Below are 21,566 nucleotides of genomic sequence, written 5' to 3' on the forward strand. Positions count from 1 at the left end.
CAACCTATCCCGTGCTCAATGGTCCGCCTTCACCGGCCCGCCCGGCCGGCGCACCAGCGGCATGAACAGCAGCGCACCGAAGAACACGGCCGACATCAGCAGCATGGCGTCGTTGAAGGTCAGGATCAGCGCCTCGCGCTGGACCAGCCCGACCAGCCGGGCCATCGCGGCGGCGGTGGGATCGGCCACCAGCCCGTCGAAGCGCTGGCTGAGGTTGTCGACCATCTGCTGCACCTCCGGCCGGGCGAGGTTCATGTTGTCGCCGAGCCGGTTCAGGTGCAGCGCGTTGCGGTCGGTCAGCACCGTGTTGATCGCGGCAAGGCCGATGGCGCCGCCCAGGTTGCGCATCAGGTTATAGAGGCCCGACGCGTTCTTCAGCTTGTCCGGCGGCAGGGTGCCGAGCGCCACGCTGTTGATCGGGATGAAGCACAGCATCAGCGACATGCCGCGTACCGCCTGCGGCAGGAACAGCTCCCAGAAGCCGGTCTCGGCGGTGAAGTGGCTGTTCAGCCAGACACCGGTGCCGAACAGGATCAGCCCAAGCGCGAGCATGGCGCGCAGGTCCATCCGCTTCGACAGGGCGCCGGCGATCGGGGCCGACATGAACTGGAAGGCGCCGGTCACGAACATGATCTCGCCGATCTGCAGACTGTTGAAGCCACGCACGCGGGCCAGGAACAGCGGCTGCAGATAGACCGACCCGTAGAGGCCGATGCCGAGGATGAAGCTGTAGAGCGACCCGATGGCGAAGTTGCGGTCGGCGAATGCGCGCAGTTCCACGATGGGATTGCGGTAGGACAGCACCCGCCAGAAGAACCCCACGGCGGAGACAGCCGCCACCACGGCCAGCCCGAAGATCACCTCGTCGTCGAACCAGTCGTTCCGCGGCCCCTCCTCCACCACATATTCCAGGCTGCCCAGGAAGGCGGCCATCAGCGCCAGCCCGACGAAATCGAAGCCCTTGCGCAGTTCCGGATTGGGCCGGTCGACATCGACCAGGAACCAGACCAGCGAGGTCACCAGGATACCGGGGATGACGTTGGCCAGGAACAGCCAGTGCCAGGACATGTGCTGGGTCAGATAGCCGCCCAGCGTCGGGCCGATGGTCGGCGCCATGGTGGCGACCAGCCCCATCATCACCGAAACGCCCGCCCGCTTTTCCGGCGGAAAGATCATGAAGCTGGTGGCGAACACCGTCGGGATCATGGCGCCGCCGATGAAGCCCTGCAGCGCGCGCCAGACGATCATCGATTCGATGCCGCCGGCAAAGGCGCAGGCGACGCTGGTCAGGGTGAAGCCGGCGGCGGCCATGGTGAACAGCACGCGGGTCGACAGGATGCGCGACAGGATGCCCGACAGCGGGATCATCACGACCTCCGCGATCAGGTAGGAGGTCTGCACCCAGGAAATCTCGTCGGCGCTGGCCGCCAGCCCCGCCTGGATTTCCGACAGCGAGCTGGAGACGATCTGAATGTCGAGGATCGCCATGAACATGCCGACGACCATCGCGAAGAAGCCGGCGATGTCGCGGGGTGTGAGCGGGCGCATGCCCTGGGCCGGTGTCGCCATGGAACCGCTGCCTTCCGTCGCGGCCGAACGGCTGCCGCCCCCAGGCGAGGGGGCGCGGCTCCGGCCTGAATGTCACTCGGTTTGATGGCGGGGACGCCGCCCCCGAAGGGGGAGAAGGGGCGGCGCCCCCGCCGGAGCCGTGACCGCCTACTTGGCGGCCACCGCCTGCTTGTCGGACAGCGCGCCGAACACGCCGCCACTCGCCACATGCGGCGCGGCATCGGCGCCGCGGGTGTCGACCTCCGCCACCACCGACAGGCCGGGACGCAGCAGGCCGGCCAGCGCGTTGTCGCGCGGCAGCGCGATCCGCACCGGCACCCGCTGCACGATCTTGGTGAAGTTGCCGGTCGCGTTCTCCGGCGGCAGCAGCGAGAACTTGGACCCCGACGCCGGGGCGAAGCTCTCCACCGTGCCGGTCAGATGGCGGTCGGGGAAGGCATCGACGGAGATGCTGACCTGCTGACCGGGGCGCATGTGCGCCAGCTGGGTTTCCTTGAAGTTGGCGACCACATAGACGTCGGGCAGCGGCACCAGCGACAGCAGCTGCACGCCGGGCCGGGCATATTGGCCGACCTGGACGCCGCGGTTGCCGATCACGCCATCGACCGGCGCGCGGATCACGGTGTTGTCCAGATCGTTGCGCGCGGTCTGCAGCGTTGCCTGGGCCTGGGCCAGATGGGCCTCCGTCTCGGTCCGGGTCGCGTGCAGGACGTTGACCTGCTCGTTCTCCGACGCCAGCGCCGCCCGCGCCTTCGCGACCTGGGCCACCGCCTTGCGCAGGTCGGCGTCGGCGGTCTCCAGCTTCTGCCGGCTGGTCCAGCTGTCGCTGGCCAGCGACCGGCTGCGCTCGAACTCCTGCTGGGCGCGGCGCTGTTCGGCCTCGGCACTCGCCAGCGTGGCGGCGGCCTGGTCGATCACCGTGCGCTGAAGCTCCAGCTTGCTGTCCAGCGTGCCGAGCGCCGCCTTCTGCGCGGTGACGGCGGCTTCGGCCTCCGCCACCTTGGCGCGGAAGTCCTGGTCGTCCAGCACCGCCAGCACGTCGCCCGTCCGCACCAGCTGGTTTTCCGCCACCTTCACATCGCGGACATAGGCGGAAATCTTCGGGCTGACGACGGTGATGTCGCTCTGCACATAGGCATTGTCGGTCGACTCGAGGAACCGCCCCGTGGTCCACCAATGTTCGCCGGCGACGGCGCCACCTGCCAGCACAGCCAGCGCAACGCCCGACAGCACGATCTTCCGTACGCCATTCGCCATTGTCTCTATCCCCAATCCACCGCGGTCCGATTCGCAGTCCCGCCGATGCGCTCTTGCCGGCGCCGTCACGGAAAAGAAACTGAACCGTTCAGTTTAGTCTTGCCGGAAGATGGCGGACGGCCTATCTCTTGTCAAGACCGAACTGAACGGTTTAGTTTTTGGCAATTGATGTCAGGGGGCTTGTCGGGCGATGCGGAACGCGGTAGGGGCCAGGAACATGGACCGAGGCAGCATGGACTCTGGCAACATGGACTCTGGCGAGGCACGCATGACCACCTTGGTTGCCCCCACCCCCGAAGCAGGATCGAAGCAGGCCCAGATCATGGAGGCCGCAGGCACCCTGTTCCTGGAACATGGCTACAGCGCCGTCAGCATGGATGCCGTCGCCAAGAAGGCGAACGTGTCCAAGGCCACCCTGTACGCGCATTTCGGCAGCAAGGAGGAGCTGTTCCGGGCGATGGTCGCCTGCGAATGCGCGAACTCCGTGATGAGCAGCGTCTGGGACGAGGCGATGGACCTGCCGGCGGCGGACGGCCTGCGCCTGATCGGCCGCACCTTCGTCCGCTTCATCGCCTCGCCCAAGGCGCTGGGGGTCTACCGGATGGTGCTGGGCGAGGTGCTGCGCCAGCCCCAGCTCGCCCAGGCCTTCTATGAAAGCGGTCCGGCCGAGACCTTCCAGCGTGCCCGCCAGTTCATGGCCCATATGGCGGACAAGGGCGAACTGGCGATCACCGACTGCGATCTCGCCACCCACCAGTTCTTCGGGCTGCTGAAGGCCAACATGCACATGAAGCTGCTGCTGTGTCTGAGCGAACGGCCGGGCGACGAGGAACTGGAACGCTACGTCGACGCCGCCGTCGACCTGTTCGCCAAGGGCTACGCCCCGGACAGGAGTTGACGGCAAGCGTTCAAAACACACGGTTGGCGCCAGCGGCAATCGAGAGACACTAACCCGGAATCCGCGCGCAGAATTCGCCCCTTCGGCTTGTCACCGGCAAAGGCTTCCTATAGCGTGCCGAAGGCATACCCGCGTAACGGTGCGTGACGGATTGGCCGATGGATTATGAGACCACCTTCATCGCGCAGGTCATTACCGTCATTGGCTTTGCAGTCGGACTGTCGATCGTCGTAGCCTCCGGCCGTTATCCCCGGCATATCCGCGAATCCCTGCGCGCCTATTCTTATGGAAAATTTCTGCTGGGGTCCGCTTTCCTCATCGCCGGGCTGCGCACCGGTCAGGCGCCGGAACTGCTGATTCCACTCGCCAACGGCATGGGGCTGGCGGGACTGACGATGAACTACACCAGTGTCCGCCATCTGCAGAGCCGGCCGGCCAAGCCCTATCTGCCGGCGGTCGTCGGGCTGGTGGTGGCATCTCTCTGTCTGCTGCTTCTGCTTGCCGGCGGCGGCATCGCGTCGGTCCGCATCCTGACAAGCGCGGCAACCTGCGCGGTGTTGTTGGGCATCGCGTTCGAGGTGCTTGTCCGCTACGAGGGACGCGGAATCCCCCATTACGTCACCGGAGTGCTGTGCGCCGCGCTCGCTACGGTCTATCTGGTCCGTATGACCGCCGGCCTGACGCAGGAGGAGGCGCCGGTCGCCCACATGCTGGATGACCGGGTCGAACGGATTACCTTCCTGCTGTCGCTGTTGGGGACCGTGATCGGGGCAATCAATTATGTCCTGATGGCCAGCGACGAGTTCAACCGCGAGCTGTCCAAGCTCGCCCACACCGACGGGCTGACCGGTGCCCTGAACCGCCGCCGCCTGTTCGAAATGGGCGAGGTCGAATTCCGCCGGGCCCGTCGCTATGGCCGGGACCTGACCGTGCTGGTCCTCGACATCGACCGCTTCAAATCGATCAACGACCGCGCCGGCCACCCCTTCGGCGACCGGGTGATCCAGGCGGTGGTCGACTGCTGCATCGGCCAGATCCGGCGCGAGGACGCGTTGGGCAGGATCGGCGGGGAGGAGTTCGCCATCCTGTTGCCCGAAACCGGAGTGGAAGCCGGCCGGATGCTGGCCGAGCGTCTGCGCGGCGCTATCGAACGCCAACTGGCCCAGCTCGGCGCCGAGGCCGGCGTGACGGTCACCTGCAGCATCGGCGGCGTCAGCCTGACCCGGGCACACAGCGAGTTTTCCGACCTGATGGCCCAGTCGGACAGCGCGCTTTACGACGCCAAGCATGCCGGGCGCAATCAGGTGCGCTTCTTCCCCGAAGCGGCGCATCCGGTGCCCATGCCCGCCTGATCCCCGCCTGTGGTCCGGCAAGCGGGGCCGGTTAGAAAAAACGGCCGGCGCACGGCCGCCTTTACCCGCGCGACCGCTTGCCGCATTATCCGCGCCGGTCCCCCCGGACGGTTTGCCCCGCCCGATCCTTCGGGGTCCGATCCGGCTCCTTCCCTTCCGGCAACATCGGCGTAAGGTCGTGGTTCTTTCCAATCTCGGCTCCGGCGGCCTGGAGCCGCAGCGGTCGCAGCTGACGCTCGGCACGAAAATCAGGCTCATCAACTGGGGGCTGGTCCTGCTGATCTGCACGATCACCGGGGTCGGCGTCGGGCTGCTCTATTCCGCCGCCGGCGGCCATTGGAAGCCCTGGGCCCAGCCGCAGCTGGTCCGCGCCATTCCCGGCCTGATCCTGATGCTGGGCATCGCGTTGGTGGATATCCGCCACCTGATGAAATCGGCCTATGTCATCTTCTTCGTCGTGCTCTGCCTGCTGATCGCGGTGGAGCTGATGGGCCGCATCGGCATGGGCGCGCAGCGCTGGATCGACCTCGGCTTCTTCCAGCTGCAGCCGTCGGAGCTGATGAAGCCGGCGCTGACGCTGGCGCTCGCCCGCTATTTCCACGGGGTGACGCTGGACCAGATTGGCCGGCCGCTGCTGCTGATCCCGCCCCTGCTGCTGGTCTTCACACCGGTGGCCTTCGTGCTGATGCAGCCGAACCTCGGCACCTCGCTTCTGCTCATCATGGGCAGCGGCGCCATCTTCTTCGCCGCCGGCGTCCGGGTGTGGAAGTTCCTGCTGGTGATCGGCGGCGGCCTCGGCGCCATTCCCGTCGCCTGGGAGTTCCTGCACGACTACCAGAAGCAGCGCGTCTACACCTTCCTCGATCCGGAGACCGATCCGCTCGGCGCCGGCTACAACATCCTGCAGTCGAAGATCGCGCTCGGCTCCGGCGGGCTGTTCGGCAAGGGCTTCATGTCAGGCTCGCAAAGCCAGCTGATGTTCCTGCCGGAAAAGCACACCGACTTCATCTTCGTCGTCCTGGCGGAAGAGTTCGGCATGGTCGGGGCCGCCACGCTGCTGGCGCTCTATGTGCTGCTGTTCATCTATGGCTGGGTCATCGCGCTGAACAGCCGAAGCCAGTTCGGCCGGCTGGTCGCCGTCGGCATGACGGCGCAGTTCTTCCTGTACGTCTTCGTCAACGTGGCGATGGTGATGGGGCTGATCCCGGTCGTCGGCATCCCGCTGCCGCTGGTGTCCTATGGCGGCTCGGCGATGATGACGCTGATGATCGGCGTCGGCCTGCTGCTGAGCATGTCGGTCCATCGCGACGTGCGCATCCCCAAAAGCGGCGTCACCGACGTCTGACGGGCCGATCCTTATCTGCTGAGGTACGCCGCCAGCCCACAGGTGCACCCCGCCCGCGCGGTTGCCTCTCCGCCCTGCTCTCGCGATATCGGGGAGGAGGCCGACCGATATTTCGGGTCGGCCCGGCAGCAGCGGGAGGAAACGGCCATGCGGAGAATTGCAGCGGGACGCGGCGTGCGGAGGACCACCCTGATCGGCGCGGGCCTCGCGGCTCTGTTGGCCACCGCCGGCCCCGCGCTGGCGGACTCGCTGTTCAGCCACATCGGCGGCAGCTTCAGCGAGACGTCGGGCTCCTTCGATCCCTCGCGCTGGCAGCGGTCGGACGGCTGGAAGGCCGGCGGGCACATGAACTGCACCTGGAGCCGCGCCAACGTCACCTCCCGCAAGGGCCACCTCGCCCTGACGGTGGACGACCGCCTCACCGGCTACGACCGCTATTCCTGCGGCGAATACTCGACGCACCGCTTCTACGGCTACGGCGCCTACACGGTGAACCTGAAGGCGGTGAAGGCCGACGGGGTGATGACCTCCGTCTCCCACTACACCGGCCCGCCCTTCGGCGATCCGTGGGACGAGATCACGCTGGGCATCGCCGGCAAGGACACCACCAAGCTGGAGATCAGCTACGTCGTCAACGGCGTCGGGCATCGCAATGCGGTGATCGATCTGGGCTTCGACGCCGCCAAGGGCTTTCACAGCTACGGCTTCGACTGGAAGCCCAACGGCATCGTCTGGACCGTCGACGGCAAGCCGGTCCACGAGGTCTCCGGCCGGCCGGAGCAGTTGCCGCGCATGCCGGGCCGGCTGATGCTGCGTTTCTGGAGCGCGTCCGGCGACACCCAGTGGCTGCACCGCTTCACCTATCCCGGCCATCCCCTGACGGCCGAGGTCGCCTCCGTCACCTTCCGCGAGGACCCGGCGAACCTCAGCAACTGAGGGGCCGGGCTCAGTCCAGCGCTTCGGCGCCCAGGTAGGATTCAACGACGCGGGGGTCGGCGACGACCTCCGCCGGGACGCCGTCGGCGATCTTCTCGCCATGGTCCAGCACCACCACGCGGTCGGACAGCGCCATCACCGCGCGCATGACATGCTCGATCATCAGGATGGTCAGCCCCTCGCGCCGGTTCAGGTCGCGCAGGACCTCGACCATCCGGTCGACCTCGGTCGGACGCAGACCCGCCAGCACCTCGTCCAGCAGAAGCAGGGTCGGACGGGTGGCCAGCGCACGGGCGACCTCCAGCCGCTTGCGGTCGGGCAATGTCAGGCTTCGGGCCGGGCGGTTGGCCTGATCGGCCAGTTCCAGCCGCTCCAGCACCGCGCGGGCCTGGATGCGTGCCGTCTCCACCGACCGCTCGCGGGCCAGCGCGCCGACCACGACATTCTCCTCCACCGTCAGCTGGCCGAACGGCTTGACGATCTGGAAGGTGCGGCCGATCCCGGCGGCGCAGACCTGATTGGGCTTCAGCCCCGTCAGGTTGCGGCCCTTCAGCGTCACCCGCCCCTCGTCGGGCGGAAAGACACCGGCGATCAGGTTGAAGGTGGTGGTCTTGCCGGCGCCGTTCGGGCCGATCAGCGCGAGGATGCGCTCCTCCGGCACGGTGAAGCTGACCTCCGACACCGCCTTCAGCCCGCGGAAGCGCTTCGACAGGCCCTCGACCTCAAGCAATGCGGTCATCTCAGGCGCCCTCCCCCGGCTGGCGGACAAGACGCAGGCGGCGGGCCAGCCAGGGCCAGACGCCCTCCGGCCGGAACACGACGATCGCCACCAGCGCAGCACCATAGAACAGTTGCTTCAGGCCGGGCAAATCCAGCCCGCCGGCCTCGATCAGGAAGGTCAGCGCCTCGCCCAGCGGGGTCAGGATGAAGGCGCCCAGGATCGGGCCGACCAGCGTGCCGATGCCGCCGACGATGGCCGGCAGGATGATCTCGATGGAGCGGCCCATGGAGAAGACCTGCTCCGGGAACAGATTGTTGAAATAGAAGGCCTGGAACACCCCGCCCAGCGCGGTCAGGGCGGACGACACCGCCACCGCCGTCATGCGGGCGCGGAACAGGTCGACGCCCGACGCCTCCGCCGCGTCCGGCTCCTCGCGCACCGCCAGCCACTGGTAGCCCAGCCGGCTGTGCAGCAGCACCCGCGACAGCAGCAGCGCCGCGACGACCAGCCCCAGCGCCACGTAATAGAACAGCATGGGCGAGCCGCGCAGGTTCAGCGGATCGCTCGCCCCCGCCTCCACCGGCAGGAAGAAGCCGCCGGAGCCGCCGACCCAGGTGATGTGGTCGAAGCCGATGCGCGCCACCTCGGCGAAGGCGATGGTCAGCAGGGCGAAATGCACGCCCTTGACCCCGAAGCGGAAGCCCAGGAAGCCGATGATGCAGCCGGCGGCCACCGCCACCAGCATCGCCAGCACCATGCCGGCCCAGGGGCCGATGCCGAAATGGACGAACAGCGCGGCGCTGACATAGGCGCCCAGGCCGACATACAGCGCGTGGCCCAGCGACAGCAGGCCGGAAAAGCCCATCATCACGTTCCAGGCCTGCCCGACATAGGCGAACCACAGCACCGTGGTCAGCACCGACACCAGATAGCGGTCGGCGACGAAGGGCGCCACCGCCAGCCCCAGCGCCGCCAGCACCAGCAGCACCATCCCGCGCCCGGTAACCACTGCAAAGCCGCTCATGACCGTTTCCCCAACAGCCCTTGCGGGCGCAGCAGCAGAACCACGATCAGCACCCCGTAGCTGAACAGGGATTTCAGGGACGGCGTCAGCAGGAAGCCGGCCAGCGCCTCCGACATGCCGATCAGCACGCCGCCCAGCAGCGCGCCGGGCAGGCTGCCCAGACCGCCGACGATGACGATGATGAAGCTGAGCAGCGTGTATTCCGGCGCCAGCTGCGGCCGGGCATCGACCAGCAGGGTCATCAGCGCGCCGGCCACCCCGACCACGGCTGCGCCGATGCCGAAGGTCAGCGCATAGAGGCCGTCGATGTTCAGCCCGACCACGCGGGCGCCCAGCGGGTTGTCGGCGCAGGCGCGGATCGCCTTGCCGGTCCGGCTGAAGCGGAAGAAGGCGAACAGCGCCGCCGCCACCACGATGGCCGCCGCCCCGGCGCGCAGCCGCACGGCGTCCAGCAGCATCGGCCCGATCTCCACCGTGTCGAAGCTGTAGGGCACCTGGACATTGCGGGCGTCGGGGCCGAACAGCATCAGCATGGCATTGACCAGGATGGTGGCGACGCCCAGCAGCAGGATGAACTGCATGTGCTCCGGCCGCTCGACGAACTTGTTCACCAGCCCGCGCTGCAGAAGCCAGCCGCAGACGAACAACAGCGCCGCCATGATCGGCGCGGACAGCAGCGGGTCCAGCCCGAGCCAGCCGCCCAGCAGCACGGCGCCGTACATGCCCGCCACCATCATCTCGCCATGGGCGAAGTTGACGACGCGCACAACGCCGAAGATGACCGACAGGCCGAGCGCCGCCAGCCCATAGACCAGGCCGGTCAGCAGGCCGGAGGCCGCGATGTTCAAATAATAGTCGATCGGCATGGGCGGCGGATTGTCCGAACGGTTAGGTTCTGCGGGTTAGCAGTCCAAGGGGCATGCAGGCAAGCCAGAACGACCGCGGACCATGCTATTCGGCCTTTCCGGCTATGGCTGTCCGGCCAGCCGCGTCCCGCGCCGCAGGCCGGCGATCCGGTCCGCCACATCGGCCAGCCGGCGCTCCAAAGCCGTGGTCAGGCAGGATTGCGCCGCCGCGGCCACCGCCGGGTCGCCCTCCGTCCCGGCGCGAATCCAGCACAGCGCGGCAACCCGCTCGTGGAAGCGGCGCTCGTCCTGGATCAGGTCGTAGGACGCCGTGGCGCGGGCCGCCGGATCGGCGATGCCGGCCAGGAACCACTCCTGCACCCCACGGGCGCGGCCGTCGAGCAGGGCGAGCACGGGGACGTCGCAGATCAGCCGCCGCAACGGCGCCGTCACCGTGGCGCAGCGCGGATCGGCGACCGGCGCGGGCGGCGGCTCCGGCGGCGGTTGCACGGCAGGCACAGCGGGCGCGGTGGAGGCAGGCACGGCGGCCTCCGGCTGCGGGCGCGTTGCGGGCGGCGGCGCAGCCCTGACCGCAGCCTGCAGCGTCCTCACCGTCGGGGGCGCCGGCCGTTCCGGCATGCTCCCGCCCAGCGAGTCCCGCACCACCCGCACCGGCGTGCCGACCTCCGCCGCCGCGAAGACCGTTTCGATGTCCGCGGGCAGCATGCGGAAGCAGCCGCCGCTGGCCCGCCTGCCCACCGAGTCCGGCTCGTTGGTGCCATGGATGGCGATGGCGGGCCAGCCGAGGTCGAGCGCGAACTTGCCCAACGGGTTGTTCGGCCCCGGCGGCACCGCACGCGGCAGCGACGGCTTGTCGCGCCGCTGGTGTGCCGTCGGCCGCCAGGTCGGGTTGCGGCGCTTGCGCAGGATGGTGCTGTCGCCGACGGGGATCGGTACGCCGGGACGGCCGATGGCGACCGGAAAGCTGCGGACTTCGCCGCCGGCCCCTGTCAGATACAGCCGGCGGTCGGCAAGGCTGATGGCGATCGACGGCGCGCCGGAGGCGTCCCCGGCCGTCCCCTCCACTGGCGTGGACGCGGCAGCCCCGGTTGAGCACGCCGTGGCCCCGGCGATGGCGAGCAGGCCCCAGAAAAGACACCGTGCCAGGATGCCCGCAACGGCTGTTGTCGGTCGGGGGATGACGCCGCGGCCGCGGCCTCCCCGAATGGTCGTAGGTCTACGCATGCGGAAAGTTGATCGCGTGTCCCCTAAAACAGAGTAAACAGCATGGGACGACGGTCTCCGGGGGATGGGGGCCGCCCCGACAGCAAGGACGTGCATCATGGACCAGATCGAGCAGACGTTGGCCGTCGCGACGGAACACCACCGCGCCGGCCGCACCGCGGAGGCCGAACGGCTGTACCGCGACGTGCTGGACGCTTCGCCCGGCCATCCGGACGCCCTCCATCTGCTTGGGGTCATCGCCCTGCAATCCGGCCGGGCGGAGGAGGCGGTCGACCGAATCGCCCAGGCGGTGGCCGGCGACGACGGCTCCCCCCTGTTCCACGCCAATCTGGGCCACGCCCTGCACGCCTCCGGCCGGCAGCGCGAGGCGGCGCTCAGCTTCGCCCGCGCCCTGACTCTGTTGACCAACGAAGGCGAAGGCTGGGGCAATGTCGGCGCGCTCGCGAACCTGATCCGCCGCTATGACGACGACACCCGCGCCGCCGCCGCCGCGGAGGTCGATGCGCGTTACACGATGGGCGACGTGATGCGGCGCCAGTCCCTGCTGTTCCTGCTCAGCGGCGACATCGCCCATTACCGCAATCTGGTGAACACCGCGCTGGAAGACCCCCTGCGCTTCTCCGTGCCTTCGATGCATTACGCCTATTGGGGCATCGCCATGCGGCTGTTCCAGGGCGATGCGCGCAAGGGCGACATCGGCGCCTTCACCAATGGCGAGTTCCGCCGTTTCTACCGGCTTCTGGTGGAGGAGACCGCGCGCCGCTACGGCCTGGACACCCGCCTGCGCCGGGCATCTCCGCGCGCGGCGGTGAAGCGGGTGGCGCTGATCACCAACCAGATGCTGGGCGAAGGCCACCAGCCCACGGCCGATGCGTTCGATTACGCCCGCCGGCTGCAGAACGACCATGGCTGCGAGGTGCTGATCGTCAACCCCAACGCCATGGCGGTGGAGGGGGAGAACGGCTTCGTCCCCGAATACAGCTACAACGTCACCGAGGAATATGACGGCGAGCAGACCATCTCCGCCCAGGGCGCGAGCGTCCGCATGCTGTCCTTCCCACAGCCGCGCTTCGACGAGGAGAAGTTGACCGCCATCGTCGACGCGGTGGAGCGGTTCGATCCCGACGTGATCATCGCCTTCGGCGGGTCCAACACCGTGGCCGACCTGTTCGCCGGCACCCGGCCGGTTGTGTTCCTGCCGACCTCCAGCGGCCTGGCGCCTTCGCTCGCCACCCTCCTGCTGGGTTATGCGCCGGAGGACAGTGCCGCCGGCTGGCCGGAGGAGGCGCGGACGCGTTTCCGTCCCTTCTCCTTCGGCTGGAACCTGCCCGCCGCCGGTCCCGCACGCAGCCGTGCGGAGTTCGGCCTGCCCCCGGACGGGCCGCTTTACGTCGTGGTCGGCAACCGCCTGGACCAGGAGGTCGGGCCGGAGTTCCTGGAGACGCTCGACCGCCTTCTCGACCGCGTGCCGGATGGGCAGGTCGCCTTCGCCGGCGCGGTTTCGGAACTGCCCGGCCGGATCGCCGCCACCCGCAACGCGGCGCGGATGCGTGCGCTGGGCGATGTCGAGGGCATTCGCGGCCTGTACGGCGTGGCGACGGCCTATCTCAACCCGCCGCGCCAGGGCGGCGGCGGCAGCGCCGCATTCGCATTGGCCGATGGCCTGCCGGTGGTGACCTATGCGTGGGGCGACGTCGCCGGCGTGGTCGGGCCGTCCATGACCGTCGCCGACGAGGCGGCCTTTCTGGAGCGCGCCGTGGCGCTCGGGCAGGACCCGGCCGCAAGGTCGCAGGCGGCGGAGGCTGCGCGGACGCGCTTTGCCGAGACGACCGACCGCGCGCGGTCGGTGGAGAAGCTGCTTGACTACGCGCGCGAGGCGCAGGGGCTGTTCTGACGTTGTTCCGAGGCGGCGCCCCGCCGGTACCCCAAAACAGTTCCGCCCGGCTTTCCCACGAAACGGTGCTTCGTGGGAAAGCCGGGCGGCAGAGTTTAGGAAGAACAGGGTTCAGGGCATCGGCCGCGAACGGCGCGTCACGCGGTCACCGGTCGGTGTTCACTGGTCATAGGTTCCCGCCCCGACGATGTAGCGGCCATCCCGGGTGATGTAGGAATGCTTGTGCTCGACCTTGTTGGTCTGGCGGTTCAGCCAGACATAGTCGATGACGGCGTTCGGCTTTTCCTTGGTTTCAGTGATCATCGCCTGGACGATGGGCTTGCCTTCCGCATCCTTCAGATTGGCGGCGTCGGTACCGGCCAGCTTCGGGTTGGCGCCGGAGGCCACATAGCGGCCATCGGTGTCGAAGACGAAGACATACAGTTCACCCCGGCGGAAGCTGCCCTTGGGGTCCTGGAAGGCCTTGGTTGCCTCATCCGGCCCCTTGGCCTTCAGGTAGGCCACGGCGTCGGCGACCAGCGACTTGGCCTGTTCCGGCGTGGCGTGATCGGCCGCGAAGGCGGGAGCGGCCATTAGGGCGGCCGCAACGGCGACCAGGGATGCGGTTCTGCGAATCATGGATGACCACCTTGGATGTGAAGCGTGGAAGGGAAGAGCCAATGATCCGGCAGGGGTCATTCCTCGTGCACGGTTTCCAGCCAGGAGCGGATCGACCACAGAGCCTCCTGGCCCAGCGCCTCGCCGAACTTGGGCATATAGGTCACGCCGTTGCGGATCGAGCCGTTGGTGACGCGCTCCTTGAACCACTCGTCGCCGCCGTCGCCCTTTTCCAGATAGCGCAGGTCCGGAGCGATGCCGCCGGACACTGCACCCAGGCCGTGGCAGCGCGCGCAGTTCTGGTTGAAGGCCGACGCGCCGATCTCGATGGCGCGCTCGTTGCCGCGGTAGGGATTGCTGTCCCGCCAGGCCTCGCCCAGCTTCTCCAGACCGGTGGTGTCGACCGGCTGGGGAACGACATCGCCATGGGCATAGACCAGACCGGGGAGAGCGACGGAACCGATCAGACCAACGGCGGCGGCAAGTCGAATAATCCGTGCATTCATGAGAAAGACGTTCCCTCTGTTTCTAGCCGCCCTGCGGCCTTTGCTTCGCATGAGCAGACGTTATCAGCAGTGGGACCCGCGAATAATTGGACTATGGTAGGACATCGCTGAAAAGAAGACGAAACGTCCAAATAAGAACAGACACGGAAATGGGCGGACCGGATTGCTCCGGCCCGCCCCATCCCGCTTGGCCGCGCCTGATGTCAGGCCTTCGGCAGCTTGAAGACCCAGAGCGAGCCGCCCTGCGTGATGTCCTTCACCAGCTTGGCGACGTCGCCGCCCCACAGCGGCACCGCACCGCCCCAGCCGGAGACGACGGCGACATACTGCTCGCCGTCCATCTTCCAGGTGACCGGGCTGCCGACCACGCCGGAACCGGTCTGGAACTTCCAGACCTCCTTGCCGGACTTGGCGTCGAAAGCCTTCAGATAGCCTTCGGGCGTGCCGGTGAAGACCAGATTGCCGGCGGTGGTCAGGACGCCGCCCCACAGCGGGGCCGGGTTCTTGTATTCCCAGACGATCTTGCCGGTCTTCGGATCGACGGCGCGCAGCGCACCGATGTAATCGTCATACAGCGGCTTGATCGTGAAGCCGGCGCCGAGATAGGCGGCACCCTTCTTGTAGGTGATCGGCTCGTTCCAGATGTCCATGCCCCATTCGTTGGCCGGGACATAGAACAGCTCGGTCTGCGGGTTGTAGGCCATCGGCATCCAGTTCTTGGCGCCCAGGAAGGCGGGAGCCGCGAAGACCGATTTGCCCTTGGCGTCATGCTCCTCGCCGGTGGCCGGCGCGCCGGGCCGGTTGTCGTCGTTGTAGATCGGACGGCCGGTCTCGATGTCGATGCCCTTGGCCCAGGTGATCTTGGTGACGAAGGGCGAGGCGTTGATCAGCTTACCGTTGGTGCGGTCGATGACGTAGAAGAAGCCGTTGCGGTCGGCCTTGCCGCCGGCCTTGATGACCTTGCCGTCCTTCTTCAGGTCGAAGGACACGAACTCGTTGACGCCATCGAAGTCCCAGCCGTCATGCGGCGTGGTCTGGTAATGCCACTTGATCTCGCCGTTGTCCGGATTGATGGCCAGCGTGGACGAGGTATAGAGGTTGTCTCCGGGACGCAGATGCGAGTTCCAGGGCGCCGGGTTGCCGGTGCCGAAGAACAGCGTCTTGGTCTCCGGATCGTAGGTGCCGCCCAGCCAGGTGGCGCCGCCGCCGGTCTTGTACATGTCGCCGGGCCAGCTGGCGTTGGTCTTGCCGGTGACGGTCGAATCCTTGCCGTTCAGCTTGCCCATGTTGCCTTCGATGGTCGGGCGCTGCCACACCAGCTCGCCCGTTTCGGCATCGCGGGCCTCGACCATGCCGATCACGCCGAACTCGCCGCCGGAATTGCCGGTGATGATCTTGCCGTCGACGATCAGCGGGGCGGCAGTGTTGGAATAGCCGTCCTTGTATTCCGCCAGCTTCTTGTTCCACACCACCTTGCCGGTCTCGCGGTTCAGCGCGACGAGGCGGGCGTCCAGCGTGGCGAAATAGATCTTGTCCTTGTAGATCGCCGCGCCGCGGTTGACCACGTCGCAGCAGGGCATGATGCCATCGGGCAGGCGGTGGTTGTATTCCCACTTCTTGTGGCCGGTGCGGGCATCGACCGCATAGAGGCGGGAGTAGGAACCGGTGACGTAGATGGTGCCGTCATAAACGATGGGCTGGGCTTCCTGCCCGCGCTGCTTTTCACCGCCGAAGGAGAAGGACCAGACCGGTACCAGCTTCTTCACGGTGTCGGCATTCAGCTCGGTCAGCGGGCTGAAGCGCTGGGCCTGCGGCCCCATGCCATAGGTCAGGACCGCTTCGGTGTTGGTGGCGCTCTTCAGCAGATCGTCGCTGGACGGGCCGGCAGCGTCGGCGGCCAGGACGCCGGTGGCGCTGAACGCGGTCAGCGAGGCTGCCAGGGCGAGACTTGTAACCAGGCGCTTCATATGCGGTTGCCTCCCAAAACTGATTAAGACGGCACCGCCCGGGGCATGACCCGTCCGTTGCCGCCGGACGGGCGGGTCCGGCGGGCGAAAGCGGGATCGGGGGCGGCTTTTTAAGCTTTTGACGGCCGAAGAGACCGCGTCGCTTTACGATATCGGCAGTGTAGACGGATGATCGGTTGGATAAATTGTCGGATAGTAGCAGGCGTAAACGTCAGCCGGCCGCGCTTCACCCCCCGCGCTTTAATTGACCCGCGGCAGAGCAGCCTGTTCGATCTTCGGCCAGAGATGGGCGACGGAGCGGCGATACTCTTCGCGAAGCACGTCGAGCACTTCGAACCGCGCAGGGATCGGCAGTTCCAACGCTTCCGCCATGTCGAGTCCGGAGTCCACCGCATGACGCAGCGTGCCGTCCAGCCAGGTCAGCCAGTCGCGCGTCTGGGCGACGCAGGACTTGTCGGACCGGATGTGCCCGTGGTTGGGCACCAGCAGCCGGATGTCCAGCGCGTCGACCGTATCCAGCTCCTTCAGCCAGTCGGCGACGGTGGCGTGCGGCGTCGTCGGCGTGCGGTCGCAGAAGACCACGCCGCCGGCGAACAGCACGCCCGTCGTCTCGTCCATAATCATCAGGTCGGCGGCGGTGTGGCCGCTCAGCGGGATCAGCCGCAGCCGGTGGTCGCCGAACTTCACGGTCGAGCCATAGACCGGCTCCGTCGGCACCGTCACCTCGGTGCCGCGCATCCAGTCGCCGACCAGCCGGTACATGTTGTCGGCGATGCCGCTCCCTTCCTCCTGAATGCCGGCGATGGTGCCGGGCAGGGCGGCGATGGGCACATCGGCGAAGGCCTGGGACCCCAGCCAATAGTCGGGATGCAGATTGCTGATGAAGACCTTCCGGATCGGCTTTTCGGTGACCTTGCGGATGGCCGCGCGCATCTCCTCGCCATAGCGGCGGGACGGGCCGGTCTGGATGACGATCACCCCGTCGGCTGTGACGATGAAGCCGGAATTCAGGATGTTGCCGCCATTGGCGCGAGTGAAATGCTTGGTCGATCCTTCGAAGACATAGGTGTCGGGGGCGATGCGCGTCGGCTTCAGATCATAGGTCAGCGGCCCGGCCGCCCGCGCCGAGCCCGTCGCCGCACCGGCCATCAGTGCGGCGGCAAAGGCGGTGGTCAGCGCCAACCGGCGCAGAAGCGGCATGCTCATTGCCCGACACTCCAGGGCTGCTCAGCCGGCTTCAAGGACATCGCCGGTCTCATCGCGGGGCGGGCGCCGGGCGGCGGCATCGGGATCGTCGCGCGAATCTCGCCGCCCTGGTTGTCCCGGCCGCGCAGCACCAGCGCCGTGGCGTCCGGCGGCGGACGCACGTCCAGCGAATAGACCGGATTCTCCGACACCGGCTCCAGACTGTCGATCTTCGCCAGTTCGGCCGAACCGCCGGGAGTCTGCGCCTCGACCCGCAGGGTCTCGACGAAATAGGCGGGGATGCCGTCGACCAGACCGGTGTCATTCGGGTGGCGGATGCGCAGCCGCAGCCGCGCCACCCCATCGGTGTCCGCCGGCCACAGCCGGGCCTGCACCTCGCCGACATGGTCGGCCCAATCCTTCTGGGCATAGGACGTCGGCGGCGCGCTGCAGCCACCGCCCGCCGCATCCACCATCACGCCGGAGACATGCCACACCCCATCGGCGGTCCGTGCCGCACCGCGCACGGCGGTGGCCTGCTGAATCTTGATGCGGGTGGCGATGTAGGGCGCGGCGGTGCCGGGGTGATAGCGCAGCACCAGCGGGAAGGGGTTGAGGTCGGCGATCGCCACCATCTCCACCACTTGGTTCAGCGCCGTGGCGTCGACCGAAACCGGCACCGTGCGCGTATCCTCGGCCGCCGCCGGGGCGTTGACCCTGACGGCATCGTCGAACACGACCGGCGCGCCGGCGAAATACTGGTCGCGCAGCGCCTCCCACATCACTGAGTTCAGCGGGTCGGACGGAGAGTTCGCGGCGAACGCGGTGCCCGCGACGACGATCATCGCGCCGGCAAGTCCTGCTTGGTAAAGGGCGTGTCCCATCCATCTCCTCCCGACCGGCCGAGTTCCTTCCGTCCCGTTCACTCCACCAGCGGCGGTGGCGTGTGGGTGGCGCCATAGGCGGCGAAGATCCTGCCCATGGTCCCGTCCTCGGTCAGCGCCGTCACCGCGTCGCCGATGCTGTAGGCGAGGTCTCGGGAGTTCTCCTTGGTTGCCATGCCGATGTTCCAGTTGGAGGTCATCATGCCCGGCAGGCTCACCGTGGTGACCGGGAATTGCTCGGCCCGCGCACCCAGCGCCGCCTGCACCTGGCTCAGCGGCGCCAGCACCGCCGCCGCCTCGCCGGAGGTCAGCTTCTCGATGGCGGCCTCGGGCGTCGGGCAATGGATGATGCGGCTGCGCAGCCGGCCGCCCTGAAGGCCCAGAAGGAAGAAGTCGGGAACGCTGTCGATCTCCACCGCGATCGGTTCGTCCGGCAGGGTCGCCAGCACGGCGGAGCGCACCCGCTGCGGATCGCGGGCGAGCGCGAACACCTCGTGATGATAGGGGCCGAACAGCACCGCTTCCGGATTCATCAGCCCGAACTGCTTGTCATAGGGGATGTGCATCATGATGTCGGCCAATTCGCCGCCGAACAGGCTGCCGCGCCAGACCGCCACCCGCAGATCGTCCGACACCGTCTCGCCGGGGATCTGCTCGTAGATGTCGGCCTTGACGCCCAGCTTTTCCGCGATCGCCCTGGCCAGATCGACGTCGATGCCCACCAGCTTGCCGTCGCGCTGGAAAGAGAAAGGTGGAAAATCGCGATAGACCGCCACCCGCAGCCGGCCGCGCTCCATCACCTCGTCCAGCGGCCGGGCGACGGCGCTCCGCGGAACGCCGAATGCGGACGCGATTCCGGCAGACGCGCAGCTTGCGGCAAGTCCGGACAGGAATCGGCGGCGGGTCACATACGCCATGGCGGGTTCCGGCAGTGGTGGTTTCATCATGGAACGGGCGGCCAGGATAGCCATCGCTCCGTCACGCCAATAATTGGACTTTCGTACAAGACGCAGTCCCGCCCCTGCCGTTGCCTGTCCATCCTTCCATAGTCGCATTCCGCCGTCCCGATTCGCCCGATAGGCTGCACACCAAACAGTTGGCATTCCGACGGATATGATGACCAAGCCCCGCCTGCCCGGACTTCTCCACGGCGTCTCGCTGGCCGCCCTCGCCGCAATCCTGCTGGCCGGAGCACCCGGCGCCGGTGCCCAGACCGTCGGTGCCGACTCCATCGCCGAGATCCGCATCGGCCTGCTGTCGCAGACGCCGGAACCGCCGCCCTCGGTCTCCAATCCCGACGAACCGGCGGCCGACGACGGGCTTGCCGGCGCGACGCTGGCCATCGCCGACAACAACACGACCGGCAAGTTCCTCAAGCAGGCCTTCCTGCTCGACAGCGTGGAGGTGCCGCCGGACGGCGATGCCGCCGCAGCCTTGCGCGAGCTGGCCGGCCGCGGCGACCGCTTCGTCATCGTCGATGCCCCCGGCGCCACGGTGGAGGCCCTGTCGAAGCTGCCGGAGGCCCGCAACCTGCTGCTGCTGAACGCCAACGCGCCCGACGATGCCCTGCGCGGCAGCGCCTGCGCCGCGAACCTCGTCCATGTGGCCCCCAGCCGGGCGATGCTGGCCGACGCGCTCGGCCAATATCTGGTGAAGAAGCGCTGGCCGCGCTGGTTCCTGGTCACCGGCCGCCGGCCGGAGGACAAGCTGTACGCCGACGCGATCCGTCGCACCGCCAAGCGCTTCGGCGCCCAGATCGTGGCGGAAAAGGAATGGACCGCCGAAAGCGATGTCAACCGCACCGCCGAATCCGAAATCCCGGTCTTTACCCAGACCAGGGCCTACGACGTGCTGATCGTCGCCGACGAGGTCGGGGAGTTCGGCGACTACCTGTCCTACCGCACCGCCGATCCGCGCCCGGTCGCCGGCACCCAGGGGCTGGTCCCCACCGTCTGGCACCGCACCCACGAACAATGGGGCGCGGCACAGCTGCAATCCCGCTTCAAGGCCGCGGCCAAGCGCCCGATGACCGCGCGCGACCACAATGACTGGACCGCCGTCCGCGTGGTGGGCGAGGCCGCCGCCCGCACCCGCTCCGCCGATCCCGACCGCCTGATCGCCTTCATCCAGTCGCCCGACTTCACCATGTCGGCCTTCCGCGGCGCACCGCTCAGCCTGCGGCCCTGGGACGGGCAGTTGCGCCAGCCGGTGCTGCTCGCGACCGATCGGTCGGTGGTGTCGGTGTCGCCGCAGGAGGGCTTCCTGCACCCGCGCACCGAACTGGACAGCCTGGGCTACGACCAACCGGAAACGCTCTGCAAGACGCGAGGAAAGACCACGCCATGACCGCCGCCCGCTTCACCGGCATCTCCTTAGCCGCCCTGGCCACCGCCCTGCTGGCGTCGGCCGCCTCGGCCCAGACCATCTATGTGTCGAACGAGAAGGACAACACCCTGTCGGTGATCGACGGCAAGACCATGGCCGTCACCGACACGATCAAGGTCGGCAAGCGCCCGCGCGGCATCACCTTGTCGAAGGACGGCAGCCAGCTGTTCATCTGCGCCAGCGACGACCACGCGGTGCAGGTCCTCGACCTCGCCAGCAGGAAGATCGTCCACAACCTGCCGTCGGGCGAGGACCCCGAACAATTCGCCCTCAGCCCCGACGGCAAGAGCCTGATCATCGCCAACGAGGACAGCAACATCGTCACTGTGGTCGACGTGCCCTCGCGCAAGGTCGCCTTCCAGGTCGATGTCGGGGTGGAGCCGGAGGGAATGGACGTCAGCCCCGACGGCCGCTGGGGCGTCAACACGTCCGAGACGACCAGCATGGTCCACTGGATCGACATGGAAAAGCGGCAGGTGGTCGACAACACGCTGGTCGGCCCCCGCCCGCGCTACGCCCAGTTCACCAAGGACGGCTCGCAGCTGTGGGTATCGTCGGAGATCGGCGGCACCGTCAGCGTCATCGACACCGGCACCCGCAAGGTCACGAAGGTCGTCGATTTCCACATCAAGGGCATCGCCAAGGACCGCATCCAGCCGGTGGGCGTCAAGCTGACCGACGACGGCCGCTATGCCTTCGTCGCGCTCGGGCCGGCCAACCACGTCGCGGTGGTGGACGCCAAGACCTTCGAGGTGAAGGATTACCTGCTGGTCGGCCGCCGCGTCTGGCAACTGGCGCTGACGCCCGACCAGAAGACGCTCTACACCACCAACGGGGTCAGCGGCGACGTGTCGGTGATCGACGTCGACGCCCTGAAGGTGACCAAGTCGGTCAAGGTCGGCCGCTATCCCTGGGGCGTGGCGGTCAAGGGCTGATTGATGCGGAAAGGAACGGTG

19 protein-coding genes are annotated in these 21,566 nt (G+C 67.8%); 7 read left to right on the forward strand and 12 right to left on the reverse strand.

From position 1 onward, the window contains the following. Positions 1-15: 15 nt before the first annotated feature. Both PWS46_RS19575 and PWS46_RS19580 read right to left on the reverse strand, forming a co-directional pair. Positions 16-1,569, reverse strand: a complete 1,554-nt coding sequence (locus tag PWS46_RS19575) for a DHA2 family efflux MFS transporter permease subunit (RefSeq protein ID WP_434622188.1) — start codon at positions 1,567-1,569, stop codon at positions 16-18. A 147-nt stretch (positions 1,570-1,716) separates the two neighbouring features. Continuing rightward, the gene (locus PWS46_RS19580) at positions 1,717-2,826 is read right to left on the reverse strand and encodes an HlyD family secretion protein (protein ID WP_434622190.1); all 1,110 of its coding nucleotides are present in this window, start codon (positions 2,824-2,826) and stop codon (positions 1,717-1,719) included. A gap of 268 nt (positions 2,827-3,094) precedes the next feature. On the opposite strand from PWS46_RS19580, the gene PWS46_RS19585 reads away from it, so the two are divergent. The 4 genes from PWS46_RS19585 to PWS46_RS19600 all read left to right on the forward strand — a co-directional run bounded on the left by PWS46_RS19585 (position 3,095) and on the right by PWS46_RS19600 (position 7,357). Then, positions 3,095-3,724, forward strand: a complete 630-nt coding sequence (locus PWS46_RS19585; RefSeq protein ID WP_434622192.1) for a TetR/AcrR family transcriptional regulator — start codon at positions 3,095-3,097, stop codon at positions 3,722-3,724. A 158-nt stretch (positions 3,725-3,882) separates the two neighbouring features. Then, positions 3,883-5,076: a GGDEF domain-containing protein gene (locus PWS46_RS19590; RefSeq protein ID WP_434622193.1), complete on the forward strand. Its 1,194-nt coding sequence runs from the start codon at positions 3,883-3,885 to the stop codon at positions 5,074-5,076. A gap of 178 nt (positions 5,077-5,254) precedes the next feature. Next, complete coding sequence (gene rodA / locus PWS46_RS19595) at positions 5,255-6,421, forward strand: rod shape-determining protein RodA (RefSeq protein ID WP_434622194.1); 1,167 nt, start codon at positions 5,255-5,257, stop codon at positions 6,419-6,421. A gap of 174 nt (positions 6,422-6,595) precedes the next feature. Continuing rightward, positions 6,596-7,357, forward strand: a complete 762-nt coding sequence (locus tag PWS46_RS19600) for a family 16 glycosylhydrolase (protein ID WP_434622195.1) — start codon at positions 6,596-6,598, stop codon at positions 7,355-7,357. Between the two features lie 10 nt (positions 7,358-7,367). Here the strand turns inward: PWS46_RS19600 and PWS46_RS19605 are convergent, their stop codons facing one another. The 4 genes from PWS46_RS19605 to PWS46_RS19620 form a co-directional block, all read right to left on the reverse strand. After that, positions 7,368-8,096: an ABC transporter ATP-binding protein gene (locus PWS46_RS19605; protein WP_109153759.1), complete on the reverse strand. Its 729-nt coding sequence runs from the start codon at positions 8,094-8,096 to the stop codon at positions 7,368-7,370. 1 nt (position 8,097) lies between these two features. Further along, positions 8,098-9,102: a branched-chain amino acid ABC transporter permease gene (locus PWS46_RS19610; RefSeq protein ID WP_434622196.1), complete on the reverse strand. Its 1,005-nt coding sequence runs from the start codon at positions 9,100-9,102 to the stop codon at positions 8,098-8,100. Then, positions 9,099-9,968, reverse strand: a complete 870-nt coding sequence (locus PWS46_RS19615) for a branched-chain amino acid ABC transporter permease (RefSeq protein WP_109156151.1) — start codon at positions 9,966-9,968, stop codon at positions 9,099-9,101. The genes PWS46_RS19610 and PWS46_RS19615 overlap by 4 nt, the downstream gene beginning before the upstream one ends. Positions 9,969-10,070: 102 nt before the next feature. Next, positions 10,071-11,033, reverse strand: a complete 963-nt coding sequence (locus PWS46_RS19620) for a L,D-transpeptidase (RefSeq protein WP_434622197.1) — start codon at positions 11,031-11,033, stop codon at positions 10,071-10,073. 256 nt (positions 11,034-11,289) lie between these two features. Here PWS46_RS19620 and PWS46_RS19625 point away from each other — a divergent pair, with 256 nt between their 5' ends. Further along, the gene (locus PWS46_RS19625; protein WP_434622198.1) at positions 11,290-13,086 is read left to right on the forward strand and encodes a tetratricopeptide repeat protein; all 1,797 of its coding nucleotides are present in this window, start codon (positions 11,290-11,292) and stop codon (positions 13,084-13,086) included. A 159-nt stretch (positions 13,087-13,245) separates the two neighbouring features. Here PWS46_RS19625 and PWS46_RS19630 read toward each other — a convergent pair whose 3' ends face one another. The 6 genes from PWS46_RS19630 to PWS46_RS19655 form a co-directional block, all read right to left on the reverse strand. Continuing rightward, positions 13,246-13,704 carry a cache domain-containing protein gene (locus tag PWS46_RS19630; protein WP_434622199.1) on the reverse strand — a complete coding sequence of 153 codons (459 nt, stop codon included), beginning with the start codon at positions 13,702-13,704 and terminating at the stop codon, positions 13,246-13,248. A gap of 56 nt (positions 13,705-13,760) precedes the next feature. Continuing rightward, on the reverse strand, positions 13,761-14,189 hold the full coding sequence (gene pedF / locus PWS46_RS19635; RefSeq protein ID WP_434622200.1) for a cytochrome c-550 PedF: 429 nt from the start codon (positions 14,187-14,189) through the stop codon (positions 13,761-13,763). A 203-nt stretch (positions 14,190-14,392) separates the two neighbouring features. Beyond that, positions 14,393-16,156: a methanol/ethanol family PQQ-dependent dehydrogenase gene (locus PWS46_RS19640; protein ID WP_434622201.1), complete on the reverse strand. Its 1,764-nt coding sequence runs from the start codon at positions 16,154-16,156 to the stop codon at positions 14,393-14,395. A 240-nt stretch (positions 16,157-16,396) separates the two neighbouring features. Then, positions 16,397-17,362, reverse strand: coding sequence for a quinoprotein relay system zinc metallohydrolase 1 (locus PWS46_RS19645; protein ID WP_434622202.1), 966 nt, complete (start codon positions 17,360-17,362; stop codon positions 16,397-16,399). Next, positions 17,359-18,225, reverse strand: coding sequence for a quinoprotein dehydrogenase-associated SoxYZ-like carrier (locus PWS46_RS19650; protein ID WP_434622203.1), 867 nt, complete (start codon positions 18,223-18,225; stop codon positions 17,359-17,361). Before PWS46_RS19650 ends, PWS46_RS19645 begins: the two co-directional genes overlap by 4 nt. 38 nt (positions 18,226-18,263) lie before the next feature. Then, positions 18,264-19,142: a transporter substrate-binding domain-containing protein gene (locus PWS46_RS19655; RefSeq protein ID WP_434622205.1), complete on the reverse strand. Its 879-nt coding sequence runs from the start codon at positions 19,140-19,142 to the stop codon at positions 18,264-18,266. Between the two features lie 196 nt (positions 19,143-19,338). On the opposite strand from PWS46_RS19655, the gene PWS46_RS19660 reads away from it, so the two are divergent. Both PWS46_RS19660 and PWS46_RS19665 read left to right on the forward strand, forming a co-directional pair. Continuing rightward, a complete protein-coding gene (locus PWS46_RS19660) occupies positions 19,339-20,571 on the forward strand; it encodes an ABC transporter substrate-binding protein (RefSeq protein ID WP_434622207.1) in 1,233 nt (410 codons plus the stop codon). Further along, a complete protein-coding gene (locus tag PWS46_RS19665; RefSeq protein ID WP_434622209.1) occupies positions 20,568-21,545 on the forward strand; it encodes a YVTN family beta-propeller repeat protein in 978 nt (325 codons plus the stop codon). The genes PWS46_RS19660 and PWS46_RS19665 overlap by 4 nt, the downstream gene beginning before the upstream one ends. The last annotated feature ends 21 nt before the right edge of the window (positions 21,546-21,566 follow it).

It is taken from the genome of Azospirillum sp. B2RO_4 (assembly GCF_051124815.1).
Classification (GTDB): Bacteria; Pseudomonadota; Alphaproteobacteria; order Azospirillales; family Azospirillaceae; genus Azospirillum.

Coding starts and splice junctions, on each gene's coding strand:
- PWS46_RS19575 (WP_434622188.1), bottom strand. CDS start 1,569: ATGGCGACACCGGCCCAGGGCATGCGCCCGCTCACACCCCGCGACATC.
- PWS46_RS19580 (WP_434622190.1), bottom strand. CDS start 2,826: ATGGCGAATGGCGTACGGAAGATCGTGCTGTCGGGCGTTGCGCTGGCT.
- PWS46_RS19585 (WP_434622192.1), top strand. CDS start 3,095: ATGACCACCTTGGTTGCCCCCACCCCCGAAGCAGGATCGAAGCAGGCC.
- PWS46_RS19590 (WP_434622193.1), top strand. CDS start 3,883: ATGGATTATGAGACCACCTTCATCGCGCAGGTCATTACCGTCATTGGC.
- PWS46_RS19605 (WP_109153759.1), bottom strand. CDS start 8,096: ATGACCGCATTGCTTGAGGTCGAGGGCCTGTCGAAGCGCTTCCGCGGG.
- PWS46_RS19610 (WP_434622196.1), bottom strand. CDS start 9,102: ATGAGCGGCTTTGCAGTGGTTACCGGGCGCGGGATGGTGCTGCTGGTG.
- PWS46_RS19615 (WP_109156151.1), bottom strand. CDS start 9,968: ATGCCGATCGACTATTATTTGAACATCGCGGCCTCCGGCCTGCTGACC.
- PWS46_RS19625 (WP_434622198.1), top strand. CDS start 11,290: ATGGACCAGATCGAGCAGACGTTGGCCGTCGCGACGGAACACCACCGC.
- PWS46_RS19630 (WP_434622199.1), bottom strand. CDS start 13,704: ATGATTCGCAGAACCGCATCCCTGGTCGCCGTTGCGGCCGCCCTAATG.
- pedF (WP_434622200.1), bottom strand. CDS start 14,189: ATGAATGCACGGATTATTCGACTTGCCGCCGCCGTTGGTCTGATCGGT.
- PWS46_RS19640 (WP_434622201.1), bottom strand. CDS start 16,156: ATGAAGCGCCTGGTTACAAGTCTCGCCCTGGCAGCCTCGCTGACCGCG.
- PWS46_RS19645 (WP_434622202.1), bottom strand. CDS start 17,362: ATGAGCATGCCGCTTCTGCGCCGGTTGGCGCTGACCACCGCCTTTGCC.
- PWS46_RS19650 (WP_434622203.1), bottom strand. CDS start 18,225: ATGGGACACGCCCTTTACCAAGCAGGACTTGCCGGCGCGATGATCGTC.
- PWS46_RS19655 (WP_434622205.1), bottom strand. CDS start 19,142: ATGGCGTATGTGACCCGCCGCCGATTCCTGTCCGGACTTGCCGCAAGC.
- PWS46_RS19660 (WP_434622207.1), top strand. CDS start 19,339: ATGATGACCAAGCCCCGCCTGCCCGGACTTCTCCACGGCGTCTCGCTG.
- PWS46_RS19665 (WP_434622209.1), top strand. CDS start 20,568: ATGACCGCCGCCCGCTTCACCGGCATCTCCTTAGCCGCCCTGGCCACC.